The 25,016-nt window shown below is 51.4% G+C and carries 24 protein-coding genes and 1 tRNA gene; 7 read left to right on the top strand and 18 right to left on the bottom strand.

What is annotated here, in order from left to right:
- Positions 1 to 37: 37 nt before the first annotated feature.
- From clpP to IVG45_RS19560, 3 genes are all read right to left on the bottom strand, one after another.
- Positions 38 to 670: an ATP-dependent Clp endopeptidase proteolytic subunit ClpP gene (gene clpP / locus IVG45_RS19570; RefSeq protein ID WP_230874666.1), complete on the bottom strand. Its 633-nt coding sequence runs from the start codon at positions 668 to 670 to the stop codon at positions 38 to 40.
- 8 nt (positions 671 to 678) lie between these two features.
- Positions 679 to 1,938 carry a trigger factor gene (tig, locus tag IVG45_RS19565; protein WP_230874665.1) on the bottom strand — a complete coding sequence of 420 codons (1,260 nt, stop codon included), beginning with the start codon at positions 1,936 to 1,938 and terminating at the stop codon, positions 679 to 681.
- 147 nt (positions 1,939 to 2,085) lie between these two features.
- A tRNA-Leu gene (locus tag IVG45_RS19560) sits at positions 2,086 to 2,169 on the bottom strand.
- A 70-nt stretch (positions 2,170 to 2,239) separates the two neighbouring features.
- Here IVG45_RS19560 and IVG45_RS19555 point away from each other — a divergent pair.
- On the top strand, positions 2,240 to 2,719 hold the full coding sequence (locus IVG45_RS19555; protein ID WP_196435436.1) for a DUF192 domain-containing protein: 480 nt from the start codon (positions 2,240 to 2,242) through the stop codon (positions 2,717 to 2,719).
- 3 nt (positions 2,720 to 2,722) lie between these two features.
- Here IVG45_RS19555 and topA read toward each other — a convergent pair whose 3' ends face one another.
- The 5 genes from topA to IVG45_RS19530 all read right to left on the bottom strand — a co-directional run bounded on the left by topA (position 2,723) and on the right by IVG45_RS19530 (position 8,810).
- Positions 2,723 to 5,044, bottom strand: a complete 2,322-nt coding sequence (topA, locus tag IVG45_RS19550; protein ID WP_196435435.1) for a type I DNA topoisomerase — start codon at positions 5,042 to 5,044, stop codon at positions 2,723 to 2,725.
- A gap of 15 nt (positions 5,045 to 5,059) precedes the next feature.
- Positions 5,060 to 5,527, bottom strand: a complete 468-nt coding sequence (locus IVG45_RS19545; RefSeq protein ID WP_196435434.1) for a DUF494 family protein — start codon at positions 5,525 to 5,527, stop codon at positions 5,060 to 5,062.
- Positions 5,528 to 5,535: 8 nt separating this feature from the next.
- Positions 5,536 to 6,624 (bottom strand): DNA-processing protein DprA, encoded by a 1,089-nt coding sequence (dprA, locus tag IVG45_RS19540; RefSeq protein WP_442923360.1) that lies wholly within the window; start codon positions 6,622 to 6,624, stop codon positions 5,536 to 5,538.
- A gap of 70 nt (positions 6,625 to 6,694) precedes the next feature.
- Entirely contained in the window at positions 6,695 to 7,738 is a 1,044-nt protein-coding gene (locus tag IVG45_RS19535; protein WP_196435433.1) for a LysM peptidoglycan-binding domain-containing protein, read from the bottom strand.
- A gap of 172 nt (positions 7,739 to 7,910) precedes the next feature.
- A complete protein-coding gene (locus IVG45_RS19530) occupies positions 7,911 to 8,810 on the bottom strand; it encodes an IS1595 family transposase (RefSeq protein WP_196434642.1) in 900 nt (299 codons plus the stop codon).
- A gap of 149 nt (positions 8,811 to 8,959) precedes the next feature.
- Between IVG45_RS19530 and IVG45_RS19525 the strand changes: the two genes are divergently transcribed.
- A complete protein-coding gene (locus IVG45_RS19525) occupies positions 8,960 to 9,112 on the top strand; it encodes a hypothetical protein (protein ID WP_196435432.1) in 153 nt (50 codons plus the stop codon).
- A 10-nt stretch (positions 9,113 to 9,122) separates the two neighbouring features.
- On the top strand, positions 9,123 to 9,446 hold the full coding sequence (locus IVG45_RS19520; protein ID WP_196435431.1) for an NGG1p interacting factor NIF3: 324 nt from the start codon (positions 9,123 to 9,125) through the stop codon (positions 9,444 to 9,446).
- Between the two features lie 44 nt (positions 9,447 to 9,490).
- Here IVG45_RS19520 and IVG45_RS19515 read toward each other — a convergent pair whose 3' ends face one another.
- On the bottom strand, positions 9,491 to 10,645 hold the full coding sequence (locus tag IVG45_RS19515; RefSeq protein ID WP_196435430.1) for a PilT/PilU family type 4a pilus ATPase: 1,155 nt from the start codon (positions 10,643 to 10,645) through the stop codon (positions 9,491 to 9,493).
- Between the two features lie 131 nt (positions 10,646 to 10,776).
- Here IVG45_RS19515 and IVG45_RS19510 point away from each other — a divergent pair, with 131 nt between their 5' ends.
- The 4 genes from IVG45_RS19510 to IVG45_RS19495 are packed head-to-tail and all read left to right on the top strand — an operon-like array spanning position 10,777 to position 14,261.
- A complete protein-coding gene (locus IVG45_RS19510; protein ID WP_196435429.1) occupies positions 10,777 to 11,820 on the top strand; it encodes a tRNA (5-methylaminomethyl-2-thiouridylate)-methyltransferase in 1,044 nt (347 codons plus the stop codon).
- Positions 11,817 to 12,092 (top strand): sulfurtransferase TusA family protein, encoded by a 276-nt coding sequence (locus IVG45_RS19505; protein WP_230874663.1) that lies wholly within the window; start codon positions 11,817 to 11,819, stop codon positions 12,090 to 12,092. The genes IVG45_RS19510 and IVG45_RS19505 overlap by 4 nt, the downstream gene beginning before the upstream one ends.
- Before the next feature lie 21 nt (positions 12,093 to 12,113).
- Complete coding sequence (argJ, locus tag IVG45_RS19500) at positions 12,114 to 13,328, top strand: bifunctional glutamate N-acetyltransferase/amino-acid acetyltransferase ArgJ (protein WP_196435428.1); 1,215 nt, start codon at positions 12,114 to 12,116, stop codon at positions 13,326 to 13,328.
- Positions 13,329 to 14,261 carry a Nudix family hydrolase gene (locus IVG45_RS19495; RefSeq protein ID WP_196435427.1) on the top strand — a complete coding sequence of 311 codons (933 nt, stop codon included), beginning with the start codon at positions 13,329 to 13,331 and terminating at the stop codon, positions 14,259 to 14,261.
- 14 nt (positions 14,262 to 14,275) lie between these two features.
- Here IVG45_RS19495 and yacG read toward each other — a convergent pair whose 3' ends face one another.
- From yacG to IVG45_RS19450, 9 genes are all read right to left on the bottom strand, one after another.
- Positions 14,276 to 14,479, bottom strand: coding sequence for a DNA gyrase inhibitor YacG (gene yacG, locus IVG45_RS19490; protein WP_196435426.1), 204 nt, complete (start codon positions 14,477 to 14,479; stop codon positions 14,276 to 14,278).
- Entirely contained in the window at positions 14,479 to 15,249 is a 771-nt protein-coding gene (gene zapD, locus IVG45_RS19485) for a cell division protein ZapD (protein WP_196435425.1), read from the bottom strand. The genes yacG and zapD overlap by 1 nt, the downstream gene beginning before the upstream one ends.
- Entirely contained in the window at positions 15,246 to 15,857 is a 612-nt protein-coding gene (gene coaE / locus IVG45_RS19480) for a dephospho-CoA kinase (protein ID WP_196435424.1), read from the bottom strand. Before coaE ends, zapD begins: the two co-directional genes overlap by 4 nt.
- Positions 15,858 to 15,860: 3 nt before the next feature.
- Positions 15,861 to 16,724 carry a prepilin peptidase gene (locus tag IVG45_RS19475; RefSeq protein WP_196435423.1) on the bottom strand — a complete coding sequence of 288 codons (864 nt, stop codon included), beginning with the start codon at positions 16,722 to 16,724 and terminating at the stop codon, positions 15,861 to 15,863.
- A gap of 78 nt (positions 16,725 to 16,802) precedes the next feature.
- Positions 16,803 to 18,020, bottom strand: coding sequence for a type II secretion system F family protein (locus IVG45_RS19470; protein ID WP_196435422.1), 1,218 nt, complete (start codon positions 18,018 to 18,020; stop codon positions 16,803 to 16,805).
- Positions 18,021 to 18,023: 3 nt separating this feature from the next.
- Positions 18,024 to 19,733, bottom strand: coding sequence for a type IV-A pilus assembly ATPase PilB (pilB, locus tag IVG45_RS19465; protein ID WP_196435421.1), 1,710 nt, complete (start codon positions 19,731 to 19,733; stop codon positions 18,024 to 18,026).
- 129 nt (positions 19,734 to 19,862) lie between these two features.
- Positions 19,863 to 20,654 carry a response regulator gene (locus tag IVG45_RS19460; RefSeq protein ID WP_230874662.1) on the bottom strand — a complete coding sequence of 264 codons (792 nt, stop codon included), beginning with the start codon at positions 20,652 to 20,654 and terminating at the stop codon, positions 19,863 to 19,865.
- 2 nt (positions 20,655 to 20,656) lie between these two features.
- On the bottom strand, positions 20,657 to 22,087 hold the full coding sequence (locus tag IVG45_RS19455) for an HDOD domain-containing protein (RefSeq protein ID WP_230874661.1): 1,431 nt from the start codon (positions 22,085 to 22,087) through the stop codon (positions 20,657 to 20,659).
- A gap of 18 nt (positions 22,088 to 22,105) precedes the next feature.
- Positions 22,106 to 24,916: a valine--tRNA ligase gene (locus tag IVG45_RS19450; protein ID WP_196435419.1), complete on the bottom strand. Its 2,811-nt coding sequence runs from the start codon at positions 24,914 to 24,916 to the stop codon at positions 22,106 to 22,108.
- Positions 24,917 to 25,016 lie beyond the last annotated feature (100 nt).

The raw sequence follows: 25,016 nt of genomic DNA, 5'->3' as shown, positions 1-25,016 counted from the left end.
TTCCCAAAAAATTCGCCGCGATGCGGCGAATCTAAATTTAGGCATTACGACTGGTCAAAACCTTGTCGATCAAACCGTAATCGACCGCCTGGGCCGAACTCAGGAAATTATCCCGATCGGTATCCTGTTGGATTTTTTCCAACGGCTGGCCGGTGTGATGCGCCAGAATTTTGTTCAATCGCTCGCGAATAGCCAAGATTTCCCGTGCATGAATATCAAAATCCGATGCCTGTCCTTGGAAACCGCCCAAAGGCTGGTGAATCATGACTCGTGAGTGCGGCAAACAATAACGCTTACCCGCCGCGCCGCCCGCCAGCAAAAGAGCTCCCATGCTGGCCGCCTGGCCGATACACATGGTGCTGACATCGGGCTTGATGAATTGCATGGTGTCATAGATCGACATACCCGCTGTCACCGAGCCACCTGGCGAATTGATATACAGATGAATATCTTTATCCGGATTTTCGGATTCCAGAAACAGCAACTGAGCCACCACTAGATTAGCCGAGTAATCTTCAACCTGGCCAACCAAGAAAATCACCCGCTCTTTCAACAGACGGGAATAAATATCAAACGACCGCTCGCCACGCGCTGTTTGTTCAACAACGATAGGCACCAAACCGCCGGCGGCTTGGGGGGCCATACTGCTCATGCCATTTAGATTTATCATTTAGGTTCCTATGCTTGTTGTCTTTCCATGACATCTTCGAAGCCGACACTTTGATCGGTGACTCTAGCACGCTCGACAACCCAGGCCACGGCCTGATCTTCCAGCACCATTTGCTGAACGTCGTTTAGGCGGCTATTGTCGGCATAATACCAGTTAACAACGTCTTCGGGCTTCTCATAGCTTTTCGCCATATCATCAATTACGGCGCGCACCTTATCGGCATCGACCTTGATTTCATGTTTTTGAATAATCTCACCCAAAATCAAGCCCAATGCTACTCGGCGTTTGGCTTGATTTTCAAACATATCGCGCGGCAAGTTCAAATCTTCCAGTTTCAGCTTAGCCTTGCTGGCGCGTTCGGTATAGGGTTTCATCAAGGCTTGGATTTCTTGATCGATCAAGGCATTCGGCAACGTGATCTTGACGTTATCGTACAACGCATCCATCACGGCATTTTTCAGCTTGTTTTTCAGGCCTTGCACCAACTCTCTTTCCATGTTGACTTTGACGTCGGCGCGAAAACTATCGGCATCGCCTTCCTCGACACCATAAGCCTTGATGAAATCGGCATCCAGTTCAGGCAAAACCGGTTGTTCGACCTTAACCATTTCGATTTCAAACACGGCCGCTTTACCGGCCAATTTTTCACTGTTGTATTTTTCCGGGAAAGTGATGTTGAAGGATTTGGTTTCGCCGACAGAGAGGCCTTTCAACTCATCTTCAAAGCCGGGAATCATTTGCTTGCCGCCGATTTCAACCGCATAGTTCTCGACTTTGCCGTCGGTAAAATTTTCGCCTTCGGACACGCCGGAGAAATGGATGTTGACGCGGTCACCCTCTTGCGACGCGCGCTCGACAACCGCCCAAGTCTTTTTTTGCTGTCTCAGCTTTTCAATCATGTTGTCGACGTCGGCCTCGGTGACTTCGGCGGTCGGACGAGTGATTTCCAGCGCCTCGATAGCGTCCAGGCTGATTTCCGGATACACTTCAAACTCGGCAATATATTCAAAACCTTCGCTTTTTTCGGCGGGCGTGATACTCGGATGTCCGGCGGGCACCAATGCCTGTTGTTGCAATGCTTCAAAATAAGTCGATTGGATCAGATCACCGGCAACTTCATTCTTAACGCGCTCGCCGTACAGTTTTTTAACCATGCTGGTAGGTACTTTGCCGGGACGAAAGCCGTCAACCTTAACTTCCCGAGCGAGTTTTTTAAAGCGAGTTTCCATTTTTTCCTGGAGCACCGCATCAGGCACGCTAACAGTCATTTTTCGGTTTAATTCTGATGTCTTCTCGACAGAAACTTGCATTGCATTACCTCAAAAAATTAAAAAGATTCGGATTTGGGGGAGATCGATCAGCGGAAGCCATGACTTAAAAACAGATGCTGTATCGCTGTGAATAACAGAAAGAAATGGTGCGAGCGGGGAGACTCGAACTCCCACGGGGTTACCACTGGAACCTAAATCCAGCGCGTCTACCAATTTCGCCACGCTCGCAAAACAAATGAACGCAGCATTATAATCAGCCAATTCCGCAAAGACAACCCAATATTCAAATCACTCTGACATGAACACTCAACTGACAGCCTTGATGGGCGGCTTGATCTTGCTGCTGGCGGCATTAACGGCGCAATCCTCGCCGGCCACCGATACTAAAAAATGGGGCTTAGTGACGCTGGCCGAAGATTACAGGCTCGATGTGGAAATTGTCGACACCCAAACTCAACGCGCGCTAGGCCTAATGTACAGAACCCAGCTAGCGGAAAACCAGGGCATGCTATTCGTCTATCCGGACGAAGCTATGCGCGGGGTCTGGATGAAAAACACCCTGCTAGCACTCGATGTGCTGTTTCTGTCGGAAGATGGCAGGATTGTGAATATGTTGCACAATTTATCACCCTGCGCACAAACGCCCTGCCCGGCTTACAGCTCCGAGACTAAGGCCCGCTACATGTTGGAAGTCAACGCCGGCTTTATCGAGCGCCATCAGCTCAAAATCGATCAGGCAGTCATCATCGAACCAAGACACACCGAACCCGGCAATTAGCTTTCAGCTCGGTCCGTTAACATCATCGGGGTCGCCTTCATAAGGCGTGGCATATTTACACTCTTTTTGCGGGCAGACTTTTTCGGTACCACGCCGCTTGGTCGTTTTCAGGGTCAGAATCGGCCACTGGCATTCAGGACAACTTTCCTTGACCGGCGCATCCCACAGGGCATAGTCGCATTTGGGATATTCGGAGCAGGAATAAAATATCTTACCACTGCGAGCCTTGCGTTTCAGTATCGAGCCCTTCTTGCATTGAGGACATTCAACCCCGGTATCCTGCGGCTTTTCCAAGGGTTCGATATGCTTGCAGGTCGGATAGGCGCTGCAACCGACAAATTTGCCGTACCGGCCGGTCTTGATCACTAGTGTAGACGCGCATTTTGGGCAAACCCGGCCTTCCACCACTTCGGGCTCCACCGCCGACGCGCCGGCATTGTCGTCACCCAAGTTACGGGTATAGGAACAAGTTGGATAATTGGTACAACCAATGAAGCGTCCGTTCCGTCCCAAGCGGATCGATAACGGACTGCCGCAATCCGGGCATTTTTCGTCAATGCTTTCCTGCGTGACATCCTTGCGCTGGACCGACTCCTCTTTTTCGCTGATCAACTTGGTAAACGGCCGCCAAAAATCATTCATCAACGGGATCCAGTCTTTCTCGCCGCGCGCTACGGCATCCAGATCGTCCTCCAAATTGGCGGTAAAATCGTAATCGACATATTTGGTGAAATGCTCGGTTAAAAACTTATTCACAATCCGCCCGACATCGGTCGGATAGAAACGCTTGCTGTCGATAGTGACATATTCGCGATTTTGCAAGGTCGATATGATCGTCGCGTAAGTCGACGGCCGGCCGATGCCGTGCTCTTCCAAGGCCTTAACCAGGCTAGCCTCGCTATAACGCGGCGGCGGCTCGGTGAAATGTTGATTGGCGGCAACATCGTTCAATACCACCGGCCTGCCCTCCTCCATCGGCGGCAACAATCTATCCTGATCATCCGCCGCCTCCTGGCTGTCATCAACCCCTTCCAGATAAACCATCATGAAACCGGGGTTGGTGACGGTGGAGCCGGTAGCGCGAAACACGTTTTTATCGCTACCGCAATTCAAGTCCACCGCAACCAGATTCAAGGTAGCATGAACCATTTGGCAGGCAACGGTGCGCTTCCAAATCAAATCATAAAGCTTGTATTGCTCGACGGTCAGCCGATTTTTGACTTGCTCGGGCAGTCTTTGCACCGAAGTCGGACGGATCGCCTCGTGCGCTTCCTGCGCATTTTTGGATTTAGTTTTAAATTGGCGAGGTTCTTTCGGCACATTGTCCTTGCCGTATTTTTCGGCAATCAAGGCGCGAATATCGGCCAGCGCCTCCTCGGCCAGATTCACCGAATCGGTACGCATATAGGAAATCAAACCGACGGTTTCGCCGCCGAGATCGATGCCTTCGTATAATTGTTGAGCTACCATCATCGTGCGCTTGGTGGTAAAACCCAATTTGCGCGCGGCTTCCTGTTGCAGGGTCGAGGTAATAAACGGCGGAGCAGGGTTTTTACTGCGTTGTTTTTTCTCCAGTTTGGCAACGATCAGCTGACCGTCAGCCGCATCCAGCAAGGCTTGCTTGACCTGAGTCGCCCGCTCTTCATCGGTAAAACTAAATTGATTCAGCTTTTCGCCATTAAAATGGGTTAGCTTGGCCTTGAAGGGCTGCCCCCCAGCGCTGGCGTCGGCGGTATGCGACCAGTATTCGCGGGTTTTGAAGGCCTCGATCTCCATTTCCCGCTCGACTATCATCCTCAGGGCCGGACTTTGCACCCGACCCGCAGACAATCCACGGCGGATTTTCTTCCACAGCAGCGGCGATAAATTGAAACCGACCAAATAATCCAAGGCTCGCCTGGCTTGCTGGGCATTGACCATGGTGGTGGACAATTCGGTCGGATGGGCAATGGCTTCGGTAACGGCTTTTTTAGTAATTTCGTGAAACACCACCCGCCGCACCAACTTGTCTTTCAGCAGTTTCTTTTCTTTAAGATGCTCGAATACATGCCAGGATATGGCCTCGCCTTCGCGGTCGGGGTCGGTTGCCAGATATAAAGTATCGGCATTTTTGATCGCCTTGCCGATTTCTTGAAGATGGCGCTGGTTACGGTCGATGACCTGGTACTTCATCGCGAAGCCGTTTTCCGGATCGACCGCGCCTTCCTTTGGAATCAGATCACGCACATGCCCGTAAGAGGCAAGCACCTGAAAATCCTTGCCCAGATATTTTTCGATGGTTTTGCATTTGGCCGGGGACTCTACAATGACTAAACTTTTGCTCATGCTATCCGTAACAAATCAATGTAAAGAAGTAGGAATCAGATCGTAAACGATGTCTTCCATTCTGGAAAATGCCGCGCTGTCGCCCGGTTGGCTCAATAACACCATCAAGACTATCCACTTCAACTTATCCAGGGTGATGTCTTCATCCTTCAAAGCCATCGCCCGATCGATCGCTATTTCCCGGTTAGCCGAAGTCAAAATCCCGGTATGCTCCAGAAACATCAGAAAATCACGGCATTCCAGATCGAAAACCGCCTCCTCCTGACTACTATAAATCCTGAAGGATGAGGGGACCGCCGGCGTGATGGCTTCAATCTCCGCCAAAGACTCCAGCCAATCGAAGGCCTTGCTGACATCAGGCTGCTGAAACCCGGCATCCAGCAATTCGCTGGCAATCACATCGGTATCGGGATAGTTGTCACTATCACCATCCAGATAGTTTTCAAACAGATAGATCAGCACATCAAAAATATCTTCTTTCATTAGAGCCTTTATTGAATTCGGTAATAGCTACCGCCGGCGGCCGCGGCAATGTAGCCTTGCAGTTCCAGAACCAGCAGCATCGACGAAACAGTTTCCACTGAATAACCGCTTTCCTGAACCAAGTTGTCAACCGTTATTGGGCTGTACGGAATCAATTTCAATAGATTTTGTTGCTCCAGGTCAAGCGCCGTCTGCCCTATTTGCGTGGCAATCGGCTTATATAATTGATTATATTGACCTAATTCTTCGAAAATATCCTCGACGGTCTCGACTAATTTGGCTCCTTGTCTGATTAAAGCGTTGCAACCGCGCGCCAAAGGATTATGAATGGAGCCTGGAATCGCAAAAACTTCGCGATTTTGTTCGAGCGCCAAGCGGGCGGTAATTAGCGAACCGCTCTGTAGCGCGGCTTCGACTACCAACAAGCCCTGACATAAGCCACTGATAATCCGATTTCGCCTGGGAAAATGCCCGGCCTTGGCGCCAGTCCCGGGCGGAAATTCAGAAATCAACGCGCCGGAGCCAGCAATATCGGTCGCCAATTGCTTGTGGCAAGCCGGATAAACCCGGTCCAATCCGGTTCCCGCCACGGCAATGGTAAAGCCTCCGGCATCCAAGGCTCCTCGATGACTGGCCGCATCGATGCCCAGCGCCATGCCGCTGGTAATCACAAACCCGGCTTCCGCCAAGGCACGCGCAAACTCAAATGCGATCCTAGTACCGATAGTCGAGGGATTGCGGCTACCGACCATACCAATTTGCGGCCACCGAAGCAATTCGGGGTTACCCTTGACGAACAAAACCGGCGGAGGACTGGCGATTTCCCTTAAGGCTTCCGGGTAAGCCTCATCTTCAAGCGTTATTGCAAAATTTTCCGGCTGCTCCAGCCAGACTAAATCCTGCTCCACCAAGTCCCAAGGCGGGTTTTGCAAGGCATCGATCAGCTTATCGCTAAATCCCTTGCCGCTTAGGCTGGAACGGGATGCTTGAAAAATGCATTCGAGCGGAAAATGCGCCAGCAACCGCTGAATAGCTAGAGGACCGACGCCAGGAACTCGCACCAGCGCCAGCCAGAATTTGATATGCGGGTGCGGTATTATCGACAAAAATGGATTTAACCGGATAAGGAGAATATCCGCTCCTAGACGGAGCGGATTTAGTTGTAAGTTACGGCGTCTGCACTCTATCCAACGTATGAATGGCCGAAGTGGCTTTCATCACCAAGGCGTAACTGACCCGATCGAAAGGCCGGAACACCATCAACACTCCAGCCAGTTCATCCGGCAATTTAACCGGTACGGCATTGTCGGATTGTACCCGGTCGGTCACGATGCGACCTCTTCTATAAATATCCAGAGTATGCCCAACTTCCAAGCCATCGGCCTTGCCCTTATCTATCACCACAATATCATGCTGACCAATTTGAGAAACGCCCCCCATGACACGAATGATGCTTCCGGTCACCTGATGCTCCGGCGGTCTGGGGAAATAATTCAGCGCCATCTCGCTTTCGGCACTAACCATCAATCGATCCCCCTGACGCACTTCGCTATCGGCCTTGGTAATGCGTAAAGTCGCCGGATCACCGGGGCTCTCGATCAGCGTATCGGCGATATATTGCGCCTCATAACCGAGTATTTCCTGCGTTTCCGGGCTGACATAAGGCTGGCCTTGACGATAAATGGTGTATCCCAGTCCTTCTGGATTTTCAATGGCCCGAACATAAACCCGATCGCCGCTGCCGGCAATCAAATGCTCGTCGGCAATCTCCAACACATAGGGCGCGTCCGCCATGTCATCAGCGGTGACGACTTTAGGCGAACTCAAGAATTGCGCAATCGCATCGCTGGGTATCATCGGAATAGCTTGCTCAATCGAGGACTCCCGGATATGCGGCACCAAATCGGGCGCCATCCCATAATCGGAACTACCGGGCGTCAGACTCAAACGCGGCTCACCGTTGACATAGGAAAAATACAGGGTATCGCCGGGATAGATCCAATGAGGGTTCTTGATCTGCGGATTGTTATGCCAAAGCTGCGGCCATTGCCAGGGGTGTTCAAGAAATTTACCCGAAATATCCCACAAGGTATCGCCCTTAACCACCGTATATTGATCAGGATGATTGGGATTGATCCGCAGCATATCCGCCCAAACGGATGCACTAAAAAGCAAGGGAATTATCACTCCCAGCAATACACGTAAAGCCATATCGTTAGTCCTGCCAGCCATGGGTAAGAGTCAGTGTGGTCTCAAAGTTTAGATGAATTCGGCTAGAAATCCAGCCCTCCCCCTTAAGTTACTGATTTTTGACCAGGACTGCCGGACCGCCGCGAAAACCGATGACACCCGTCCAACACGATCCGCTCAAAATTTATAATGGCTATGAACAAGTTGCAGGTTGAAGAAATACCGGGTCATGTGTGACGCATAGCGTGAGTAATCGGTTAGGAATCTGGTTTTCCCAAAATCGTCGATTCAACCGATAGCAAAATTCGTCGAGATATTCCTGTACATAGTTACCTGACACACCATGGTAAGTACCCAGCAAATAGCTTTTAAGGTTACTGATGACCACATGAACCCAAGGTAACCATTCACTCGCCATTTCAGGAGGGGTTACCTTGGCGATATGGTGATGTTCCTCGGCCAGCACATTGAGCGCAGCCAGCGCATCGGTATGCAGGGTTTGGCCTGGGGCAAGCGTTTGTTGGGCGAATGCTCTAACACTCTCGTGCGTCACCTGCTCAACCACCTTCATAGCCACAAAGCCGGGCTTACCATCATTATGTTCGCAAGCCACTAAAATAGTGGTTTTACCGGCGGCGCCTCGCCCGCGTTTACCGGCACGTTTGCCGCCGATAAAGGCATCATCGAATTCGATAATGCCGCTTAGTTTGTACAGATTATTCTGATCACCCATGGCCGTGCGTAATTTTCTCAACAGCCGTTGCGCCGTCAGCCAGGAAACACCAATTAGTTTGGTCAGCCGCAATGCGGAGATACTACCCTTGTCCGACGATACCCAATAAAGACTCCAAAACCATTTCACGAGCGGTAATTTGGTGTTGTGAAACAAGGTGCCGGCTGTCACCGATGTGTGATGATGACAAACTGCACATTCGTAGACATGTCGTGTCTGGAGCAACCAACCTTTCTGATGGCCACAGCGTGGACAGCAAAACCCTTCAGGCCACCTGAGGTTGATGATGGCTTGAAGACAACTTTTTTCATCGGCAAAGTGCTGTTGCCACTCCCAAAAACTCGTGATCTTTGCTTGCATGACCGCTCTCCAGAATATCCCACTAAAATTCAGATCGGGTAACCTGTGGTAAGTTCATAGCCATGAAATTTATTTGTTCTTTTTTTGTTTCCATCTATACTTTTAAAGAACAAAAACAAAACACAAAAACAACCTCGGGAGAACTCATCATGATGCGTCAATCCGTTCACATGCGCGACCAAAAGGCCAACCAAATAGCCATGCGTAGCCGCCAATACCGCCAGACCGCGATCAGCATGCTGGAAGAAATAACCGTGCTGGTTATGTTATGGGGTGTATTTTTGCTTGCCGGCACCAGCTAAGATAATCGCCATGTATCAATTAATTTTTTACGTCCCCGCCAGCCACCTCGACTCGGTTAAAAATGCCGTATTTACCGCCGGAGCGGGCCAATATCACGGTTACGATCAATGTGCTTGGCAAACACTGGGACAAGGGCAATTCAAACCTCTGGCGGGCAGCCGGCCCTATTCGGGCGACATCGGCCAACTAAAAACAGTCCCTGAATATAAAGTGGAAATGATCTGCACCGACAGCAAAATTAAAGCGGCAATCGAGGCCTTGCTTGCCGCTCATCCTTATGAGCAACCGGCGTACTCGGTGTACCGCATACTCGGCGCCGACGACTTGCCATAATCGGCAACGCAAGTATATTCGGGGGAAATCAACCGCCGTAGCGCTTAATGCCCTTCCTCCGCATCATCTCCATCCTTGCTGATCGCTTCCAAAGACAGCTTATCCAATCCGCTTCCCGTGGATGCCGTGGCCGAACCGAGACCTTCGCTCAGATTGATTTTTAATTTCAGGTTGTTAGGGGAATCGGAATTACGCAAGGCCTCCTCCAATGAAATCACGCCGCTTTTGTAAAGCTTCAACAAATGGCTGTCGAAAGTCTGCATGCCGATGTTCTCGGACTTTTCCATCGCCTCCTTGATGGCATGCACCTCGCCCTTCTGAATCAAATCGCTAACCAGCTTGGTGCCCAGCAAAACCTCGATCGCAGCCACCCGCTTGCCTTCGACGGTCGGCACCAGGCGTTGCGAAATGAAGGCCTGCAGATTCAGCGATAAATCCAGCAGCAACTGATTACGGCGCTCTTCCGGAAAGAAATTGATGATCCTATCCAAAGCCTGATTGGCATTGTTGGCATGTAGCGTCGATAGACATAAATGGCCGGTTTCGGCAAAAGCCAGCGCATGCTCCATGGTTTCCTGGCTGCGGATTTCGCCGATCAGAATCACGTCGGGGGCTTGGCGCAAGGTGTTTTTCAGCGCATCCTCGTAACTCAATGTATCGACTCCCACTTCGCGCTGATTGACCAGCGATTTTTTATGCGGGTGTACATATTCGATCGGATCTTCGATGGTGATGATGTGGCCGGAAGAATTGCTATTGCGGTGATCGATCAAAGCCGCCAACGACGTGGACTTTCCCGAACCGGTACCGCCGACGAACAGAATTAGGCCGCGCTTTTCCATAATTTTGTCTTTAAGGATTTGCGGCAAGCCCAAGGCATCGGCATTGGGAATATCGACCTTGATGTTGCGAATCACCAGAGCATAAGAGTTACGTTGTTTGAAAATATTGACCCTAAAACGGCCTATACCCGGCTCGGAAATCGCCAGATTCATTTCCGGCACATGTTCGAAGTTGCTGCGCTGATCGTTATCCATGATGCTGTTGGCGATTTCCTTCAGACGCTCGTTGGTCAACTTGACGTTTTCGATAGGCTTCAAGCTACCCTGAAATTTTGCCGCCGGCGGAGCTCCTACCGTCAAATACAGGTCTGAACCATCGTGTTGAACCAATATTTTTAGATAATCCTTGAATTCCATAACCTAGCCGCCTGCATTTGTGAACAGAGCAGTAAGTGTAAAGTAATCGTCCTCCAAGTTGAAGTCGGGAAATACCGACAAAGTATCGCGTATAATGGTAGGTTTTTTCCAAGGCTTGTGTTTTTGCAGTTATGAATCAACAACGAAAAGCGGTGGCGCTGATTTCCGGCGGTCTGGACTCCATGCTGGCCACCAAAGCCATGCTGGATCAAGGCATTCACGTCGAAGGCATCAATTTTTTTACCGGATTTTGCGTCGAGGGACATACCCACGCCATTCGCAAGCAAGACTCGGACAAACCCAAACGCAATAACTCCCTATGGGTAGCCGAACAACTGGGCATCAAACTGCACATTATCGATATCATCGAGGAATACAAACAAGTGCTGCTGAATCCCAAGCATGGCTATGGCGCTAACATGAATCCTTGTCTGGACTGCAAGATTTTCATGGTCAACAAGGCCAAGCAGTGGATGGCTGAGAACGGTTTCGACTTCATTATCACCGGTGAAGTGGTAGGCCAGCGGCCGATGTCGCAACGCAAACAGACCATGCCCATCGTCGCCGCCGAATCCGGTGCCGACGATTTGCTGGTCAGGCCTTTGTCCGCGCAAAATCTGCCGGCCACCTTGCCGGAGCGGGAAGGCTGGATCAGCCGCGACAAAATGTTCGGATTCAGCGGCCGTTCCCGCAAGCCGCAAATGGCGCTGGCTATAGAATACGGTTTCGCCGATTACGCCCAACCGGCCGGCGGCTGCTGCTTTTTAACCGACGAAGCCTATTCGCTGAAACTGGTCGATTTATGGCAAGCGCGCGGCAAACGCGATTACGATCTCGATGACGTCATGCTGCTAAAAGTCGGCCGGCACATTCGGCCCAAGCCCCACTACAAACTTATAATCGCTCGCGAGGACGGTGAAGCCCGCTTCATGAGCGGCTACAAAAAGGAGTTTATCAGTATGAATTGCGCCAGCCACCGAGGCCCGCTGGTATTGATAGACGGCACGCCCAGCGAGGAAGATCTGCTGCTGGCCGGACAAATTACCGCCCGTTATGGCCAAGGCCGCGAAGCCGAAATAGTTGACGTCACCATCCGCGACCAACAAGGCGCAGAGCGCAATATCCAGGTCAAACCCTTGCCCGCGGATCAAATCCCCGAGGCATGGTTCGTATGAATAGGGACCAACAACAGGAAAGCAGGGAGCGCGGCAGATTGTCGGGATCAATCTCCACGACCTTGAATGCTCGCCGCCTACTGTGTCCATTACCAGTCATTCGCACCCAGGACAAGGTTAAAACTCTGCAAAGCGGTGATATATTAACGGTCGAATGCACCGATCCCGGCGTCATGCAAGACATACCGGCCTGGTGCCGCATCAACGGCCACAAGGTATTGGATACCCGCGCCGACAACGGCGAATATGTGATTGTTTTGGAAGTGGTTTAATTTTAGTTTACAGGTAATGGCATGGCAGTAGGACAATGTGACTTCCCCATGATGCATCCGGTCAAGGGCATCAAACTCGGCACCTGCAACGCAGGCATCAAACAAACCCAGCGCGATGACATTCTGGTCATCGAAATGGCCGAAACCGGCAGTTGCGCGGCGGTATTCACTCAAAACGCATTTTGCGCCGCGCCGGTACTGATTGCCCGCGAACACCTGTCACAAGAACCGCGCTGGTTATTGATCAACTCCGGCAACGCCAATGCCGGCACCGGCAAACAAGGCCTACAGGACGCTTTTGCCAGCTGCGCGGCGCTGGCCGGCGAAGTGGAAGGCATCGCTCAGCAAGTGTTGCCCTTTTCCACCGGCGTGATTGGCGAGCCGCTACCGGTGACGAAACTCACCGCGGCATTGCCAAGCGCGGTTGCCGACTTGAATGAAGGCCATTGGGACAAGGCCGCCCGCGCCATCATGACTACCGATACCTTCGCCAAGGGCGCATCGATGATCATCGATATTGCCGGACACCCGGTCACTGTTACCGGCATTTCCAAGGGCGCCGGCATGATTCAGCCTAATATGGCCACCATGCTGGGCTTCATCGCCACCGACGCCGCTATCGACCCCTCCCTGTTGCAGCAATGCCTGTCCGCAGCAGCCGAAATATCGTTCAACCGCATCAGCGTTGACGGCGACACCTCGACCAATGACGCTTGTGTCTTGCTGGCCAGTGGTTGCGGCGGAGCGCCGGAAATTCTGGCCGACAGCGCTGAATACCTAACCTTTGCCAATGCAGTGACAACGGTTTGCAAGCGGCTGGCGGAATTGATCATTCGTGACGGCGAAGGCGCTACCAAACTGATACGGATTGTGGTCGAACAGGCACGAGACGGCGCGGAAGCCGTATTGGTAGGCAAAACCATTGCTCATTCGCCACTGGTCAAAACCGCCTTTTTCGCCAGCGACCCCAATTGGGGCAGGATTCTGGCGGCGGTGGGCCGCGCCGGTGTCGAAAACATGGATTTGGAGAAAATCGAGATTTACCTCGGCACCGTCTGCATCGTCGAAAACGGCGGCCGTTCGCCGGGCTATACCGAACAAAATGGCCAGCGGGTCATGGATCAGGAAGAAATCACCATCACCGTCCGGCTCGGCCGTGGCGAAGCTCGCGAGGAAGTGCTGACCTGCGATTTTTCCTACGATTATGTCCGTATCAATGCCGAATACCGCTCCTAAATGACGACCGGTAATGCGGTACATGTCGCCGTTGGCGTGGTACGCGACGGCGACGGCAACATCTTGATCACGAAACGCTTGGCCCACGCGCATCAAGGCGGCTTGTGGGAATTTCCGGGCGGCAAATTGGAAGCCGAAGAAACCGTGTTCCAGGCCTTGCGCCGAGAATTACGCGAAGAAGTCGGCATCGAAATATGCAATGCCACGCCATTAATCAAAATCCATCATCGTTACCCGGATTTGCGGGTTTTGCTGGATGTCTGGCAAGTCAAGCAATTTTCCGGCGAAGCCACTGCTTGCGAGGGCCAGGCCATGCACTGGGTCGCGCCGCATCGATTAAGCGAGTATGCCTTCCCGGCGGCCAACCGGCCTATCATTAACGCCGCCCGCCTACCTGACCGGTATGCGATTTTGGAAGGCGATAGCACGGCACAGGTTCTCGACAATCTGGGCAAAATCATCCAAAACAAGATTAGTTTGCTGCAATTGCGTATCAAATCCCTACCCGCCACCGAAATCGACGCCACCTATCAAGCGGTGCTATCGGCGTGCCGGCATAAGAATATCCGGCTGTTGATCAACTCCGATTTACCGATCAGCGAGGCCACTGCAGACGGCATTCATCTCAGCAGCCACGCTTTAATGGCCCGCCGGTCACGGCCGAGGCATCATGATTGGGTCGCCGCTTCCTGCCATAACCAACGGGAATTACAACACGCCGAAAACATTGGCGTGGATTTTGTGGTGCTGGCGCCGATATTAGCGACCCCGACCCATCCCGGCGCGGCTCCGCTGGGCTGGGAGCGCATGATGAAGCTGGTTGAACAGGCCAAATTGCCGGTTTTTGCGTTGGGAGGTTTGAGGCTGGAAGATATGGAGAAAGTTATCCATGCCGGCGGTCAAGGAGTTGCCGGCATCAGCGCCTTTTTATAAGCTACGACCCGAATTTATAGTTCTGAATCGCCGTACTCGGAGTCCGGTTCGGCGGAAATTTGCTTACCCGGAATTTTGTGCGCTTCCGTGGCCCAGTCGCCCAAATCGATCAACCGACAACGCTCACTGCAAAACGGCTTGAAACGCTGTTCAGACACCCATTGCACGAGTTTTTTACAAGTTGGGCAGGCAACCGTTATGACTTGCCGGTTGTTCATTAGACCGCGCAACGCGCCAAGCTAAAGGCAATATCGTCCTGAGTTTGCGTGGGACGGTTTTCATCATTGGACGGTTTCATAAAACGAATACTGAAGCGGTGCTTACCTCCGCTGATTTCAGCAAAACACTGCACCGAGGCCGGCACGCCGACTCGCAATAATTGCACTGGATGCGCCTTGTCCAGCGCTAATTGAAAAAATCCGGCTTGGGCAATTTCCTGTTTAGGTACGCTGCTTTGGCGAATGAAGCCCAGAATCAGATCAATTGCAATACGAATATCAGTAAATGGCAGGGTCCATTGTTCGAGATCTTTCTGTTGTTCGGCTTGGCCTTGCTCCAGCCAGTAATGAAATGCCGGTAAATCAAAGGAGCAACTTCCTCCGGGAATCGAACTGCGCTGAGAAATACTCTGGAACAATCCGCTCTCCATTACGCTAGCCCCGACTTTTCCGCTGGCATTGTACAAATTGCGGCTGGCTTGACTCAGTTCTCCCAGAATCCCCTCCAACTTCCGGCTGTCGACATCCTGACTGTGGCTCAACAATCCCAAAACTTTCGCATGCCGATCCAATTCCTTGATCAATTCAGACTTAAGATCACTACGGCTAAAGATCGTCAATATATCCAGCAACGAGCCGATAGCCGCGCGCTTGTCAAAAACCGAACCGCCCGCCATGAAATGATTGAGCTGTTGAAATAATTGTTCCAGGCGCATAAACACCCGAATTCGTTCGTTAAGAGGGAATTCGTAGGTCGTTTGTGTGTTCAAGCCGATGTTGTCCTAGCGGTGGCTAATAAAAGGTATGAATTGTGCAGACTTTTGACTTGTTCTGCAAGGTACTCGACCGTGGTCGAATTATCGATGATGTCATCGGCAAGCGCCAAACGCTGCTGTCTAGTAGCCTGGTTGGCAATAATCGCCTCGGCTTGAGCCAGGCCAACATGATCTCTAGCCACCACTCGTTGGACTTGGGTTTGTAAGGTGCAATCCACCACCAGCACCCTGTCAACCCGATAAGCATGCTGCGTTTCCACCAACAACGGAATGGCCATAATGCAATAATCGGCCCGCAAGCGGGCTACCTCGGCTTGCATTTCGTGATAAATCAAAGGATGCATGATGGCATCCAAGCGTTTCTTGTCCCGAGGTTCCGAGAACACTCTCCGCCTGAGTTCTGCACGATTCAGCGATCCGTCAAGATTAATGACGGCGTCGCCAAAGGCTTCGGTAATTCGAGTCAGCGCGGGTTGTCCCGGCGCAACCAGTTGTCGGGCTACCAAATCCGCATCGATGATCGGCGCGCCCAACTCCGCAAACAATCCACACACGCAGGATTTGCCGCTGCCGATGCCGCCGGTCAATCCGATTTTGAGCATAACTTAAAGCCCGACCATATTCAGATATAGACGATTGATCTCGCCCCCCCAAATCAAAGCCAGCCAACCGGCTGCAGCCAGATAGGGGCCAAATGGGATCGGACGACTGGCATCATGCCGCTTAAATAATATCATCGCAATACCTATCACCGCCCCCACCAGCGACGACAATAGAATAATCAGCGGCAAATACTGCCAACCCAGCCAGGCGCCCAACATCGCCAGCAATTTGAAGTCGCCATGGCCCATGCCTTCCTTGCCGGTCAACAGCTTGAACAAATGATAAACGCTCCACAAGCTTAAATAGCCGGCAACCGCGCCGATAATGCTGGCTTGGCTATCGGTATACAGCGAAAACAGGCTTAAAAACAACCCCATCCATAGCATAGGCAAGGTGATGGAATCGGGCAGCAATTGCTGATCGATATCGATGAAACTCAATGCAATTAGGCCCCAGGTCAGCAATAAGGCACCCAACATAGCCAAGCTGTAACCGAAATGCCAGGCCATCAGAGCCGAACAAATACCGGAAAAAATTTCAATCAAGGGATAACGCGGGGAAATAGGCGTCGCGCAATGCCCGCATTTGCCGCCCAGCAACAGATAACTCAGCACCGGAATGTTTTGATAGGCTTTGATGTCTGTTTTACAAACGGGACAACGCGACCCCGGCCATAACAAGTTGAATGTTTCTAGCGATTGTTCCGCTGGTAATTGCAGAAACTCAAGGCATTCCCGCCGCCAACCTCTTTGCATCATTACCGGCAAGCGGTAGATCACCACATTCAAAAAGCTGCCTACCATCAAGCCAAGGATAAAGGTAAGGATAACGAGAAGCACAGGTAGATTTCGGAGTAAATCTTGCATTGATAAAGGTTAAACGGGTAAGCCAGAGCCCAGTTTTGCCGACTCCCTAGATCTGAGAAATTAAATTACAAAACATATTTAGATCGCGCTACCCATTTTGAAAATAGGTAAATACATAGCCACTATCAAGCCCCCGATCAATACGCCCAGCACCGACATGATGATGGGTTCCATCAAACTACTCAGGTTATCAACCAAATTGTCGACTTCTTCCTCGTAAAAATCGGCCACTTTGTCCAGCATACTGTCTATCGATCCGGACTCTTCCCCAATCGCCACCATCTGCACCACCATGTTCGGGAACAATCCGGTCTGTATCATCGAAAATTGCAGCTGCTGTCCGGTCGAGACATCATCCCGCATTTTCATCACGCCGTCGTAGAACAAGATGTTTCCGCACGCCCCCGCCACCGAAACCAATGCATCCACCAACGGCACGCCGGCCGCCGACATGGTGGACAAGGTTCGGGCAAAGCGGGCAATCGCGGATTTTTCCAGAATCATGCCTACCACGGGGATCTTTAATAGGGTTCGATCTAGGAAATGATTGAAAGGACGGGAACGCTTCTTGAAGAAACTGAAGGTGTAACCGGCCGCACCGATTACACCGACCACGCTCCACCACCATTCTTTCACCCACTCCGACAAAGCAACGACAAACTTTGTAAACGCAGGCAGATCGGCCCCAAAGCCTTGAAACAATTCTTGAAATACCGGCACCACGAAAATCAACAAAATGGCCGTGACAATGAAGGCCACTACTAATACCGCAATCGGATAGGTCAAGGCCTTTTTAACCTTTTTCCGGATAGACTCGGTTTTTTCCTTATAGGTAGCGATCTTGTCCAGCAAGCCTTCCAAGACACCGGCTTGCTCGCCGGCATTCACCAGATTGCAGAACAAATCATCAAAATAAAGCGGTTTTTTAGCCAAGGCCTGGGCCAGGGTATCGCCGCCTTCGATGTCGGCCTTAATCGACAGCAACATTTCCGACATACTGGCATTATCATGCCCCTTACCGATAATATCGAACGACTGCACCAGCGGTACCCCGGCCTCCAGCATGGTGGCCAACTGACGGGCAAAAACCGCAATGTCGCCGGAGGTGATTTTCTGAGCGGCTTTCCCAAACAGAGGCTTGGGTTTGGGTTTGATCTTGATCACCCTAACCCCCATTTTTCTCAACTCCGTGCGGGCGATGGCATCACTCTTGGCGCTGATCATCCCACCGGTTTTTTTACCCTGCTTGTCGAGACCTTCCCAAATAAAGTCGATTTGTTCTGTTTGTTTGGCCATGGTTTATTCCTTGGTAACTCGATCGATTTCTTCCAGGGAGGTAATACCCTGGCGGACTTTTAGCAAGCCGGATGCTCTCAGGTCGTTGATGCCTTCTTCCTTGGCTAACTCTGCCATTTCCATTGCATTACCGCCGCGTAAAATCAACGCCCGCATTTTTTCAGTGATGGGCAATACTTGGTAAATACCTACCCGGCCTTTATAGCCATTATTGCAATGTTCGCAACCCACCGGCTCGTAAACTTTGAAGCTGCCGATATCTTCCTGTTTGAATCCGGCCGACAACAGTATATTGTCCGGAAAATCGGCTTCTTTTTTACAATATTCACATAAGCGCCGCGCCAAGCGTTGGGCCATGATCAACAGCACCGCGGATACGATATTGAACGGCTCAATACCCATCTGCACCAAGCGGTTAATGGTTTGCGGCGCATCGTTGGTATGCAGGGTTGACAACACTAAGTGTCCGGTTTGCGCGGCCTTGACGGCAATGCTGGCGGTTTCCAGGTCGCGAATCTCGCCAACCATGATCACATCCGGGTCTTGCCGTAAAAATGCCCGCAAGGCTTCGGCAAAAGTCAAACCGGCCTTGGGATTGACGTTGACCTGATTGATGCCCTCCACCGTGATTTCCACCGGATCCTCGGCGGTGGATATATTGCGCTCAACGCTGTTCAAAAGATTCAGGCCGGTATACAGCGACACCGTCTTACCGCTACCGGTAGGACCGGTCACCAACACCATGCCATAGGGTTTGTTGATAGCCGATAAAAATTGTTGTTGTTGAACCGGCTCGAAACCCAATTTTTCAATGCCTATCTGGGCACTGGTGGGATCGAGTATCCGCATCACCACTTTCTCGCCGAACAAAGTCGGACAGGTGTTGACCCGAAAATCGATTGCGCGATTTTTGGAAAGCTGCATCTTAATCCGGCCGTCCTGAGGCACGCGCCGTTCGGCGATGTCCATTTTAGACATGACCTTGATCCTGGAAGTAATCCGATTGGCAATGCCGACCGGGGGGCTGGCAATTTCGGACAAGATACCGTCGGCCCGAAAGCGTATACGGAATTTTTTTTCGAAAGGCTCCAAATGTATGTCCGAAACGCCCTTTTTGATCGAATCCAACAATATCTTGTTAACGAACCGCACAATCGGCGCATCGTCGACATCGGAAGTCGATTCTTCGACCGGTCTTTCATCGCCACTGGAAATATCGATATTATCCAGATCTTCATCCAGCAGATTCGAGATGGTCGCATCAACCGCTTCCAACGCCGTTTCTATGGTTTTGATCAGCTTATCTTCTTCGACCAGAATATTTTCGGTATTCAACCGGGTATGAAATTTTATTTCATCCAAGGCCTGGAAATTAGTCGGGTCGGCAGTGGCGACAAACAACCGATTGCCGCGCTTGAATAAGGGTAAGGCATGATGCTGGCGTATCAGTTTTTCGCTGACCAACCTGATCGGTATCACGCTTAAATCGATAGCATCCAAATCCAACAGCGGCACGCCAAATTCCGCCGACGCCAAGCCCGCAACCGTGCGGCTGTCGACAAATTTATTTTTGACCAGATAGGAAACGAAGGGTTGTTTATTTTTTTGCGCTTCCTGCACGGCTGTTGCGGCGGATTCCTCTGTAAGCAAGCCTTGCTGAATAAGGCATTTAGCCAGACCGCTAAACTGAATATTTGAAGGTGCTGTCGCCATTTATGCCTTTAAGCCCCCGAGGGCACTAGAGGGTATGTGAAGTAATTTCTATTAGTTGTGCTGCAACTATAGATGAATTAAGGATTTTGTCTATAAGCACTCTGCGCACCGACGGCCGGTTAAACAAGGCTAACCGAGCAACTGGGCAATCAAATGTTTGATTGACATTGGCTCGAACGGCTTATCCAGCACGGCCGAAACGCCGGCTTTTTCGATAGCCGCCAAGCGATTCTGATTTTGTTCACTCGTCACCATCAAAATCGGTACGCTGGAGATTTGCTGGTCATCGCCGCGAATCGCCCTGACCAACTGCAAACCATCCATTTCTGGCATATTGAAATCCGTCACCACCAGATCAAAATAATGCTCCTGAAACATCCGCAGCGCCTGCTTCCCGTCGGCCGCGCAACTAATATGCTCTATCCCGATATTATTCAAAACCTTGGTGATATATTTCCGCGAAAACTCACTATCGTCGACCAATAGCACATGCAAATCCTCCACATCGAAATGCTCGAGATCAACCGGTTTCGGATGCAGATAATCCAACGAGGCATTGAGAGCCGTGTCCAGCTCCCGCTGGGAAAATGGCTTGGGCAGAATTGCAATCGCGCCGGCTTGGCGGATCGGCTCAAGGTATTTAATATTGGTTTCACTGGAAATCAGTAAAAAAACCATCTCATAAGACTCGCTGTCCTTGCGAATTTCATGTATCAGATCGACCCCGGTCATATCCGGCAAATACATACTGCTGATAATCAAATCCGGCTTCGCATGCCTAAGATGCTCCAACATTTCACCGCCGCTGGAAACGCAAGTAACTTGCTCAATCCCGCTGTTTTGCAAGCGTTGCTTGATGATGATCTGCTGAGTATGCGAAGGCTCCACCAGGAACACATCGAGACAGGCAATTTTGTCCACGATTATGATTTATGAGTTTTCATGCGATACAAGGTTAAACCGATCTGAGCTTGTTTGACAAAATGCTTGGCCGAGGAGAAATCTTCCGCAGTCAATGCCTGATTACGCGTACCTCGGTCGCAATAAATCAGACCGATAGGCTTTTCTTCAACCCGAATCGGGAACACAAAACATTCGTGTCGACCAAGACTCATATTTATTTGCGTGGTGTAAAGCGCAGCATGCTCGGACGGCTTCAGCCACTGGCCATCATGATCATACAAGGCATGGAAAAGCACATTGCCGTTTGCGTCATCATTGTAGACGTGGAATTTGTCGCTATCAGCCTGTTTTTGCCACCCCAACGAAATTTTTTCACTCAAGGAGTTTTTATCGGGGCTCAGCAGCATAAACAAGATGCGATCCATTTCCACCCCCCGATAGATACCCTCCATAACCATCTCGAATAATACATTCAGATCGATATTGCCGCTAATATGACTGGTAATATCCTGCAATACTTGAAATTGTAACTGTTTCTTATCGGGACGCTCTTCCTCGTGTAATACAACCGCCGGCCCACCATGTTCCTGACTGATAAACCTGGACGCATCAAGCGCGCCAAACTGTTGAGCAATATCCACCGCTCTTGCGGTATTAGCCTTGATTTTAGCCTTGATTAACTCGATCGGTTCGCCAGTTAAACGGTGCAATTCTTTCAAACAGGCCGCCATGGCCTCCGATTCCCAGCCCTGCTTGATCGCTTCGCAAATCCGCCCCCCCATGCATACCGTTTGAATTCTTTTATCCGAGGATTCCGGATGGTTGATAGCGCTTTCAATCAAGCCACCCAAATGCCAGGATTTACTCAATTTCTTGCCCAAATCCGCCAAACTGAAACCCAGCACATTTTTCTCGGCCTTGGCCGCGACAAGTCCGCTGTTCGAAATCAGTTGGTGAATTTTAACAACTTGCTTATTACTCGAGCACCAAAACACCACATGGCCGATATTGTTCAACAGCGCGGCAACAAACACTTCCTCCGGCGACTCATCGCGGAGCAGAATCGCCAATGCACGCGCTTGTGTCGCCGCATGGATGGCTAACGCAATTTCCTGGTTAGCCCGTTCCTTGTTGGCCGACGACAGAATGGCCTCAAAAAACGAACAGGCCAAGGTCAACTCTCGAATCATCTGCAGGCCAAGAATCACAATGGCCCGCGACACGGTGCTAATCCTCTGTCTTGATGGATTGTAATAGGGGCTGTTGCCGACTCTCAGCAATTTGGCGGTGAGATTCGGATCCTGCAGAATAATGGACGCCAACTCCATGGCGCCCTTTTTTTTATCATCGAGCGCTACAAAGATCTGTTGGGCGGTATTGGAGAAAATGGGCATTTCCTCGGCCCGCAGCACCTCAGCCCATTCATCCAGACTACGCGCCTGTTTTTGCAATATGTCCCCGCCTCCCATCTAAAGCGCTTTGATTTTAGCGAATTGTTCGTTGAGATTTTTCAACGAAGACTGCAAGCCGGCCAGCTTTTCCTTTTCCTTGGCGAGGACTTCGGCGGGCGCCTTATCGACGAACGCGGCATTGCCGAGTTTGCCTTCGATGCGCGGCAGCTCTTTTTCGATGCGTTGGATTTCTTTCTCCAATCGCGCCAATTCTGCATCCTTGTCGATCAGGCCGGCCATCGGGATCAGGATTTTCATCCCGCCGACCAGTGCAATCGCCGATTCCGGTGTGTTGTCAGTTACCCTCAACCAGGTAATGCTTTCCAAGCGACCTAGCTTCAGCAAGTAGTTTTCGGTGGATTGCAAAGCTTCCTGGTCCGCCATGGAACCGTTTTGCAGCAACACATTTAGTGGCTTGCCGGGTGCGATATTCATCTCGCCACGTATCCGGCGAATTCCAAGAATGAATTCCTTTACCCATTGGATTTGCTCTTCAGCAAAGAGGTCGATGGTTTTATCTGTTTCCCTTTCCGGATAGGGTTGCAGCATGATGGTCGCCGCAGTAACACCGGCCAGCGGTGCGACCCGTTGCCAGATTTCCTCGGTAATGAACGGCATGATCGGATGCGTCAGGCGCAATACAGTTTCCAGTACGCGCAGCAAGGTTTGGCGCGTGCCGCGTTGCAATAAAGGATCGTCACTTTGCAGCGAAATTTTCGCCAGTTCCAGATACCAGTCGCAGTATTCGTTCCAGGTAAACTCATAGATCGCTTGCGCGGCCAGATCGAAGCGGTAGCCTTTGATTGCGTCATTGGTGGCTGCGATAGTGTGGTTCAGCTGTGCCAAAATCCACAGATCGGCTTTACTATAGTGACACTCGGCGCAATCGACACCGTTATCCTGCTCTTCGGTGTTCATCAGCACGTAACGCGCGGCGTTCCACAATTTATTGCAGAAGTTGCGGTAGCCCTCGGTACGTTGCAAGTCAAAGCGAATGTCGCGGCCGGTCGATGCCAGTGAGGCAAAGGTAAAACGCAAAGCGTCGGTGCCAAACGACTGAATGCCGTCCGGAAATTGCTTGCGGGTGGCTTGTTCGATTTTCTTGGCCAGATGCGGCTGCATCATACCGGACACGCGTTTTGCCACCAAAGCTTCCAGATCGATACCGTCGATGATGTCGATCGGATCGAGCACGTTACCTTTGGATTTGGACATTTTTTGGCCTTCCGCGTCGCGCACCAGGCCGTGGATGTAAACTTCCTTAAACGGCACTTCGCCCTGGAATTTCAAGCCCATCATAATCATCCGCGCCACCCAGAAGAAAATGATGTCAAAACCCGTCACCAACACGCTGGTGGGATAATGCTTCGCCAATTCCGGTGTTTGTTCCGGCCAGCCCAGCGTCGAGAACGGCCATAAAGCCGACGAGAACCAGGTATCCAGCACGTCTTCGTCTTGCTTTAACGGGTAATCGGCGGCCAGACCATGCGTGGCGCGAATTTCGGCTTCGGAATGGCCGACATAAGTATTGCCTTGGTCGTCGTACCAGGCTGGAATGCGGTGGCCCCACCAAATTTGCCGGGAGATGCACCAGTCCTGGATGTTGCGCATCCATTCGAAATAGGTGTTTTTCCAGTTGTCCGGCACGAATTTAATGGCGCCGGTTTCGACCGCTTCGATGGCCGGTTTCGCCAGCGGGGCGATTTTGACGTACCACTGGTTGGTCAACAAAGGCTCGATCACCGCGCCGGTACGGTCGCCGCGCGGCACCATCAATTTGTGGTCGGCGATTTTTTCCAGTAGGCCTTGCGCTTCCAGATCGGCGATGATTTTTTTGCGGGCTTCGAAACGGTCCAGACCGATATAGGCTTCCGGAATTAATGTATATTCGTCGTCGTTGCCGCGTATCGCCGCATCGACCGTGAAAATATTGATCAAGCCGCCGTGCGGCAGGTCGGCAATCGCCGAGATTTGTTTATGCCGCGACCAGACTTCATAGTCGTTAAAGTCGTGAGCCGGGGTAATTTTTACGACGCCGGTACCGAATTCCGGATCGACATACTCGTCGGCAATGATGGGAATGCGACGGCCGGTCAGCGGCAATTCGACGAATTCGCCGAGCAGATGTTTGTAGCGCTCGTCATCGGGATGAATCGCCACCGCCGCGTCGCCGAGCATGGTTTCCGGGCGGGTGGTTGCCACCAATAAATGACCGGTGCCGTTGGTCAGCGGGTAACGCATATACCACATCGAACCGTTTTCTTCCTCCGACAACACTTCCAGGTCGGAAACGGCGGTATGCAACACCGGGTCCCAGTTCACCAGGCGCTTGCCGCGATAGATCAGGCCTTCTTCATAGAGTTTGATGAACACTTCCTGCACCGCGTCCGACATACCGTCGTCCATGGTGAAGCGTTCTTTTTCCCAATCCAGCGACGAACCCATGCGCCGCAATTGCCGGGTGATGGTGCCGCCGGACTCTTCTTTCCATTCCCAGACTTTCTCGATAAACGCGTTGCGGCCCAAATCGTGGCGGGTTTTGCCATTGGCGTTGATGATGCGCTCCACTACCATTTGGGTGGCGATACCGGCGTGGTCGGTGCCCGGCTGCCACAGGGTGTTATAGCCTTTCATGCGGTGGTAGCGGGTCAGCGCATCCATGATGGTGTCTTGAAAGGCATGGCCCATGTGCAAACTGCCGGTGACATTCGGCGGCGGAATCATGATGCAATAGGAGTCGCCATTTTGCTTGGCGGCAAAATAACCGCTCTCTTCCCAAAGTTGATACCAGCGTTGTTCGATAGCGTGCGGGGAATAGGTTTTTTCCATGGCGATAGTCAAGTAATCTTATTTTTGTAAAAACGAGAGGGCTATTTTAACCGCAAAATGCCGGGCGGCCAGGTTTTGCGCTTTTCCGGATCGTAAAGCC

The sequence above is a fragment of the Methylomonas sp. LL1 genome (assembly GCF_015711015.1).
In the GTDB taxonomy this organism is placed as follows: domain Bacteria; phylum Pseudomonadota; class Gammaproteobacteria; order Methylococcales; family Methylomonadaceae; genus Methylomonas.
The sequence above is the reverse complement of the archived record's forward strand: the minus strand, read 5'-3'. Positions and strand labels throughout refer to the sequence as shown.

Coding starts and splice junctions, on each gene's coding strand:
- argJ (WP_196435428.1), top strand. CDS start 12,114: ATGGCAGTAGGACAATGTGACTTCCCCATGATGCATCCGGTCAAGGGC.
- clpP (WP_230874666.1), bottom strand. CDS start 670: ATGATAAATCTAAATGGCATGAGCAGTATGGCCCCCCAAGCCGCCGGC.
- yacG (WP_196435426.1), bottom strand. CDS start 14,479: ATGAACAACCGGCAAGTCATAACGGTTGCCTGCCCAACTTGTAAAAAA.
- IVG45_RS19520 (WP_196435431.1), top strand. CDS start 9,123: ATGTATCAATTAATTTTTTACGTCCCCGCCAGCCACCTCGACTCGGTT.
- IVG45_RS19535 (WP_196435433.1), bottom strand. CDS start 7,738: ATGGCTTTACGTGTATTGCTGGGAGTGATAATTCCCTTGCTTTTTAGT.
- IVG45_RS19475 (WP_196435423.1), bottom strand. CDS start 16,724: ATGCAAGATTTACTCCGAAATCTACCTGTGCTTCTCGTTATCCTTACC.
- IVG45_RS19530 (WP_196434642.1), bottom strand. CDS start 8,810: ATGCAAGCAAAGATCACGAGTTTTTGGGAGTGGCAACAGCACTTTGCC.
- topA (WP_196435435.1), bottom strand. CDS start 5,044: ATGAGCAAAAGTTTAGTCATTGTAGAGTCCCCGGCCAAATGCAAAACC.
- IVG45_RS19505 (WP_230874663.1), top strand. CDS start 11,817: ATGAATAGGGACCAACAACAGGAAAGCAGGGAGCGCGGCAGATTGTCG.
- IVG45_RS19545 (WP_196435434.1), bottom strand. CDS start 5,527: ATGAAAGAAGATATTTTTGATGTGCTGATCTATCTGTTTGAAAACTAT.
- IVG45_RS19450 (WP_196435419.1), bottom strand. CDS start 24,916: ATGGAAAAAACCTATTCCCCGCACGCTATCGAACAACGCTGGTATCAA.
- IVG45_RS19510 (WP_196435429.1), top strand. CDS start 10,777: ATGAATCAACAACGAAAAGCGGTGGCGCTGATTTCCGGCGGTCTGGAC.
- IVG45_RS19515 (WP_196435430.1), bottom strand. CDS start 10,645: ATGGAATTCAAGGATTATCTAAAAATATTGGTTCAACACGATGGTTCA.
- IVG45_RS19495 (WP_196435427.1), top strand. CDS start 13,329: ATGACGACCGGTAATGCGGTACATGTCGCCGTTGGCGTGGTACGCGAC.
- tig (WP_230874665.1), bottom strand. CDS start 1,938: ATGACTGTTAGCGTGCCTGATGCGGTGCTCCAGGAAAAAATGGAAACT.
- IVG45_RS19555 (WP_196435436.1), top strand. CDS start 2,240: ATGAACACTCAACTGACAGCCTTGATGGGCGGCTTGATCTTGCTGCTG.
- IVG45_RS19525 (WP_196435432.1), top strand. CDS start 8,960: ATGATGCGTCAATCCGTTCACATGCGCGACCAAAAGGCCAACCAAATA.
- IVG45_RS19470 (WP_196435422.1), bottom strand. CDS start 18,020: ATGGCCAAACAAACAGAACAAATCGACTTTATTTGGGAAGGTCTCGAC.
- coaE (WP_196435424.1), bottom strand. CDS start 15,857: ATGCTCAAAATCGGATTGACCGGCGGCATCGGCAGCGGCAAATCCTGC.
- pilB (WP_196435421.1), bottom strand. CDS start 19,733: ATGGCGACAGCACCTTCAAATATTCAGTTTAGCGGTCTGGCTAAATGC.